Annotated in this window: 3 protein-coding genes and 4 pseudogenes; 2 read left to right on the top strand and 5 right to left on the bottom strand. The window is 65.9% G+C overall.

Features of this window, described 5'->3' with window-relative positions:
• Positions 1 to 396: 396 nt before the first annotated feature.
• Positions 397 to 961, bottom strand: a pseudogene (locus IEY86_RS35395) (transposase family protein); the annotation flags it as partial.
• Between the two features lie 60 nt (positions 962 to 1,021).
• Here IEY86_RS35395 and IEY86_RS38655 point away from each other — a divergent pair.
• Positions 1,022 to 1,329: pseudogene (locus IEY86_RS38655) on the top strand (tyrosine-type recombinase/integrase); the annotation flags it as partial.
• Between the two features lie 72 nt (positions 1,330 to 1,401).
• Here IEY86_RS38655 and IEY86_RS35380 read toward each other — a convergent pair.
• The 3 genes from IEY86_RS35380 to IEY86_RS37935 all read right to left on the bottom strand — a co-directional run bounded on the left by IEY86_RS35380 (position 1,402) and on the right by IEY86_RS37935 (position 4,684).
• Positions 1,402 to 1,740 carry a hypothetical protein gene (locus tag IEY86_RS35380; RefSeq protein ID WP_189136007.1) on the bottom strand — a complete coding sequence of 113 codons (339 nt, stop codon included), beginning with the start codon at positions 1,738 to 1,740 and terminating at the stop codon, positions 1,402 to 1,404.
• On the bottom strand, positions 1,740 to 3,089 hold the full coding sequence (locus IEY86_RS38440) for a Hint domain-containing protein (RefSeq protein ID WP_373287146.1): 1,350 nt from the start codon (positions 3,087 to 3,089) through the stop codon (positions 1,740 to 1,742). The genes IEY86_RS35380 and IEY86_RS38440 overlap by 1 nt, the downstream gene beginning before the upstream one ends.
• A gap of 800 nt (positions 3,090 to 3,889) precedes the next feature.
• Positions 3,890 to 4,684, bottom strand: a complete 795-nt coding sequence (locus IEY86_RS37935; protein ID WP_189136005.1) for a hypothetical protein — start codon at positions 4,682 to 4,684, stop codon at positions 3,890 to 3,892.
• A 607-nt stretch (positions 4,685 to 5,291) separates the two neighbouring features.
• Between IEY86_RS37935 and IEY86_RS38575 the strand changes: the two are divergent.
• Positions 5,292 to 5,688 (top strand): annotated as a pseudogene (locus IEY86_RS38575) (transposase); the annotation flags it as partial.
• Between the two features lie 93 nt (positions 5,689 to 5,781).
• On the opposite strand, the pseudogene IEY86_RS38430 reads toward IEY86_RS38575, so the two are convergent.
• Positions 5,782 to 5,886: pseudogene (locus tag IEY86_RS38430) on the bottom strand (hypothetical protein); the annotation flags it as partial.
• Positions 5,887 to 6,096 lie beyond the last annotated feature (210 nt).

Here is a 6,096-nt window from a genome sequence, read left to right as displayed (position 1 = left end):
ACCGACGCAGCCTTCGTGGGCTCGACGGTCTCGGACTCGGACACGTTCTCACTGGTCATCGATGCATCTTCCATGATCGGGAGTTACACCGAACGATTTACAGTCCTCTCCCGGGCCAGGCAGGTTCCACCAGGGGTCGATGCGGTTCGGTTCCGCGATGACGTCGGGGGCTGGCGTGGGTCTGTCAAACGAGCGGCTCTGGCCCGTAGTCGGTGGTGCCGCTGGGTATCTGTCAGGGCAGGAGGATGCGGTGGCGGAGAAGGTCGAATCCGGCGCGCCCGTGCATCTGTCTCGTGATTCTCTTGGTGACAGGGACTGCGGGATCGGCCGCACGGCGGGCGCGCAGATGGTCACGGCAGGGGTCGACGAGGGTCGGGCGGTAGGCGGGGTCGCGGTTGGGCAGACCGCGACGCGTCGGCCGGCATCCGTGATGATCGTGGCGTAGCGGTGACGGCGGCGCAGGGCGAAATCGTCTACACCGATCGCCCGCGGGACCGTCTGCTGTGGCAGCGGCAAGCGCCGTGGATGGCGCAACGCAGTGCTGCGGGACACGGGCACGGCCAGCAGGCCGGCAAGGCGTGCGGCCGCCCGGCCGCATAACTCTCGTGCTGTCTGGGACACCTGCTGGGCAAGCCGCACCGTGCGGGCGCTGATGACGCTCCAGGAGTCCGGGAATCTGCTCCCGGAAGGTCTGCCGCCGGCAACCCCGGGTCGCACAGACCAGCCGCCGTACGCGCAGGTGGACGACGACCTGGCGGCCGTCGACCGGCACGTCCCTCACTGTCCGGTGGTGATACCCGTGCACCTTCGCCGTCGGCGTCCCGCACACCGGACACAGCACGGCTACATCCCGAGTGCGGGCCGCGATCACCAGCGTGCCGCCGCCCTCCGCCACGTCCTCAACGACCAGCGCCGACAGTCCGGAAAAAACCGTCCCTATAAGGGAGTTGATATCCATCACAAGCTCATGATCACGGACAGCTACTCGACGTCACCACCGACTACGGGCCAGAGCCGCTCGTTTGACAGACCCACCGGCCCGATCTACCCGGCCAACATGACCCGGCGCTTCGGCCGAATTCTCGACGGTGCCGGGCTCCGCCGCATCCGCTTCCATGATCTGCGCCACTCGACGGCCACCCCGCTCCTGGAGCAGGGCATCGACTCGTCGTGATCAAAGAACTCCTCAGCCACGCCCACATCGGGGTCACCGCCGGCGTCTACGTCCAGCTCCGCCTCCAGCGCCAAGCCATCGAAACCCTCGGGGACATACTGCACGAGGACGACGCCCCCGAAGGGCCGCCGCCCTCGGCGAGTATCGTCCGCTGACGTTGCCGTCACAGTTGCCGTCAAAACTCCGGTGGGCTCCTCCAGAACTTCCTGGAGGAGCCCACCGCTATGTCATGCATCGCCCTCAGAAAGGATCACAATGGCAAGAATACTTTCACGGCACCCCTCGCCATAAAGCATCACCTCCATTTTTCCGGCCAGCAGGTGGATTAGCTTGATCTCACTCGACTCTGCATTGCGAAACGCAGACAACAATTCACCTACCAGCCGCACGGCATCTCCGTCATCACGAACCTTCGCCCTTCTGAGGCGATGCTCGAAGATGCGAATCAGTTGCTCCCCGGCGACCGTACTTTCGTGAAGAACGGTCGCACCGTACTCGTCAACCGAAGAGGCGAACTGAAGCATTCCCAGACGACGCGCCTCAGCAGCGATGAAACCTGCATCCATCAGCCAGACCCCGGTAGATGCCATGGGCCTCGGTTGATGCTTATCTCAGCACCGTTGATGACCCCTTCCACCAAAAGCTCACTCTCGCCGTAAATATCTTGCGGACCCTTGATCAGGCGATCCTGTATATCCGCTCGACGGTGACGCATGACGATCCCGGGGCCATTACCTAGCTCTGCAGCGTCCAAGGCCACGCCTTCGTAATCGTCTGTCCACGACGTGAATGGACTGTCGAGGTTGCCGCCATTGTGTGAAGCAGCGTCAGCTTCTCCACCTCGCGGCACCGCTCGCCCTTCGAGGGCGTCGTCATATTTCGAGTGGCCCCAATCGATTCCGCGGTAGACATGTTCCCCAGCCTCTCCACAGTTATGGACAAGGACGGGCGTGGCCCCCGCTAGCACATAGTACGTGTGCAGGTCGGCGACGGTCAGGTTGTTGACGGTTGCTGTGGCTGTCCAGCGTTTGACTGCCTTGATCTGGACAAGGGTTCCGGCGCTGGTCCTCAGCCACTGGCCCGCGCGCGGGTGGGTGGCGTTGACCCATCGCTCGAGTGACGGCACCCAGAAGGGGTGGTTGTAGGTCGCCGTCAAGGAGGCCGGTGCCGCGCGCTTGGGTCGTCCGTCGGCGAGGGTGACCTTTACGAGGTGTTTCTTCCCCTTGCCGATGATCTCGGCGGTGACCTCCTTCCCGAGGGTCTTGCCGCTCTTGGCGTCCGTGGCCAGCACCTCGTCGCCGGTCTTGACGTCCTTGATGGCTTTGGTGGTGCCGTCCGCCATGAGGACCGGCGTCTTGGGGAGGAAGCTGTTCCGGCAGCCCATCTTGCCTGCCTTGCCGAGGCCACGTCCGAGGGCAAAGAGGGCAGTGTGGAAGCCGAGCTTGCCGACCGCGGCATCGCTGTTCCCGGAAGCGAAGTCGCTGTAGATCTCCTCGCTCTGCGTGGCGTAGGCGGTGGCCGTCTGGAAAGGCATCAGGAACGTCGTGCCGAACACGTTCTTCAGATGATTGCTGCATCCGCCGTTGAAGGTGGCGCAGTTGTACGCGTCCGAAGCCTGCGTGGTGACGAGGTCCACGGCCCCGCCCAGGTAGTTGCTCGACTCCTTGTAGAAGGAGTCGCTGGCTCCGGTGAGCCAGTGGCGGAATCCGCCACCACCGTGATGGGTTCCGCCCATGTAGAAGCCCTGGACGCCGCCGCGCGAGAAAGGCGGGGCCCATGGCGTCGGTGGCGGGTTGTACGTCGTGTTCGGGCCTTCGGGGCCGTTGTGGTAGCCGCCGTTGGTGTCGACCCAGTCGCCGGAGTTGTGGAGGTCGCCGGCGATCAGGCGGGTTCCGGTGGGGTCGCTGGAGGTCACGGGACTGTTGGCCGCGTAGCTGTAGCCGTTGAGGGTCTGCGGCTTGTCCGTCTCCAGCAGCGGGTCGACGTTGAGGAAGGCTCCGGTGACTGGGTCGTAATCGCGGGGACGTGATCTGCGGGGGCTTCGGCGCCGTGGAGTCGATCTCGAAGTGGCACCAGGACGAGTACGACGACCACAGGTCGCCCGACTTGACCTTCGAGGGCACACCCGGCTTGGGCACGTAGGTCACCTCGAGCTCGGCGTTGGCCTCGAACCGCTTCCATGCGGTGGCGTCGCCCTCGTCCTTGGCCCGCAGCATCAGCGTCAGTCGGGAGAACTTCCCGTCCGCGAAGGCCCGCACCGTGGAGGTGAGATTCTCATCCGACTCGTCGGGATTGTCGTTGAACTCGATCCACTGGTCAGGCTGCTCGGGGCTGCAATTGCCGCCCCGGCCCGCCGAGACATACCGGTCGCCCATCTGGTCCAGCGTGGCGGGGCGGTTGTCCCAGCGGGTGCCCTCGGAGATGTTGTCGGTGCGCTCCAGATCGACCCAGGCCGGATTGCAGTCGAACGACCAGGTCTCATGCGCACGGAAGGTCGCGTCCAGAACCTGCTTCCCGGACAGCCTGGTGGGCGCGAACTCGTAGTAGATCCGGTCGATGTAGCCGGGGCCGCAGTAGTAGCCCAGCGCATTGCCGCACTTGCCGACGCCCTTGTCTCCGGAGAACTTCCAGAACCGGTCGCCGTCGGAGGAGATCTTCGTCCACTCCGAGCGTCCAAGCCCGACCGACGGATCGATGTAGACCGGGTACACCGTCTCAGGCCCGTGGAGCAACCCGGAGTCGGGGACCACCGAGATAGCGTCGTGGGCCACCTTCACCGGGCAGCTCAGCGACGGTATCGCCCCCGCTGGGTCCGTCCGCCGGATGCACATGGTCATCGTCGGAAGGGCCATCAGGCGTAGGGGAATCCCGACCTGCCTGGCCCATCGCGGAAGTACGCACCAGGTGCGTCTTGGTTCCGGTATCCCCGGCCGAGTCCCACATCTGGGCGGACGGGCCGACGAAGACGGTGTTGCCGTCATCGTCGACCGCCCGCACTCCCGCGCCGATACCGGGTACGACACTGACGCCGTCACCCTGCGCGGACAAGGTGATCCTGGCCAATTGCGGGTTGTCGGCCGCTTGCGCGGTCTTGACGACCAGCACCTCCTGGTAGCCCTCAGCCGTCGCCGTCAGCCGCAGATCCACATCAGGAAGCACATCGGGGTACGTAGCAGAGGAGCCCTCAAGAACCGGCGCGGGCAAGTCCTTGCCCCAGTCCAGGGACAACGCATGCCCCGACCGGTCCCCCAAACGAATCAGATCACCGCTGCCGCCGCCGGAGAACCTGACGTCCGCGACGGCGGCCCTCGGCGCCACCGACCCGTCAGCCCGACGCTCCAACGTGGTGTCGACGGACCGCCAGGTACCGTCCGAGGACTGCGCGCGCTGCGGCGCGCTCGACTGCCTCAACGTGAAAGTGCCGTCGGGGTTGGCGAAGGTCTGGGTGTACGCGCTGCGTGCAGCCAGCACCTCCACCGGCTCACCCGACGCCGCTGCCTGCTCGGACACCGAAACCGCGGAATCGCCTGCCGCCGTCGGCACAGCAGCCGATAAAGCCGGCGCTGGGACCATCACACCCGCGACGACCAGGCCACTCAACACGGCCCCCCAGCCTCGGCCAGAACTTCGTGCACGCCAAAAACCAGACACCCCGCCCAGCCCCTCCCCAGGACGCTTGGCGCACGAGTCGAACACACATCTCGCACACGCCCGCCGAACATGAGCGCTACGTAAACCATGCGTCCACTCACAGCGATACGCACAGAAGAGACTTACCTGGCGAATACGGGAACCCGTCCAGTGTGACCTGCACCACTCGTTACCGAAGAAGTCCCCTTTGACCTGCGGCAGAGCAGCGAAGAACCTGCCGCTCAAGCGAATTCCATACCGAATCGAACAGTCCGCTCAGCCAAATCGCACACCCGGGTCTTCGCCACCACATCAACCACCCGGCGGCTCGAATCTTGCTACTTCCGGGCGTTCCCCGGCCGCCGCGGGTAGCCGCCCCGATGCGGTTACCAAGAGTTCGTCAATTCCGGTGGTGGTGTGGGTTGACGGCAGGTCGGGTTGTTCGTAGGCCGGTGGCAGTAGTCAACTGCCTTGCTGGGGGTTGAAGATGACCGCTCGCCGCCTGTGTCCGCCTGCGCCGGGGCCGTTGGAGGAGTACGCGGCCCGTTCGACGACCTCTTCTTCAGACTGGCGCAGCGGCGGGGGTTTCGCGAGTACCTGACCGGGCTGCTGGCGCGCGGGAGCGGAACAAGACGGTCACCTGCCTGGCAGGGGCGGAGCCGGTGGCGGGTGTGGGGATGCCGGGGGTGCAGCGGCTGCAGTTCTTCCTTTCCGAGTCGCCCTGGGAGGCCGAGCTGGTCAACGACCGGCGGCTGGAGCTGCTGCGCGAGGAGTCGGCGACGGCTCCGCATGACGGCGGGGTCGTCGTGATCGACGATTCCGGGGACCCCAGGGACGGCACGGCGACCGCGCACATGGGCCGGCAGTGGCTGGGCCGGTTGGGCAATTGTGGCGGGGAAACGGCTCCAGGCCGGTGTGGCCGATGTGGCGATCGTGTCGNGGCCGTGGGGGCCGGTGCCCTCGACATCGGACAGAGACAGGCCGGCCTCTTTCAGGAGCCGTCTCGCGAGGGGACTGGCGAACAGGCGTTCCTCTTCCCGCGGAGCGGCGGGCGTCTGCTGGACTGCGGAGTCCGTCTGCATGCGTGCGGTCGTGCCGCCGACGGCAGCCGACTGCCCATTGACTCCCCCGGGCCCGGAGGCAGCCACGCCCAGCTCCGCAAGGAGCACGCTCATCTCGGCGACCTGCTCGCCCGGTTCGAGCAGTACAGCAACAGGTGACCCGACCTCCACCGTGCTGCCGGCATCGACGAGCGTCTTGGCGAGCGTGGCGTCCTGCTCCGCCTCGACCTC

This window comes from Wenjunlia tyrosinilytica (assembly GCF_014646055.1).
Classification (GTDB): Bacteria; Actinomycetota; Actinomycetes; order Streptomycetales; family Streptomycetaceae; genus Wenjunlia; species Wenjunlia tyrosinilytica.
Note: the sequence above shows the minus strand (reverse complement) of the source record. Positions and strands in the feature narration are given on the sequence as shown.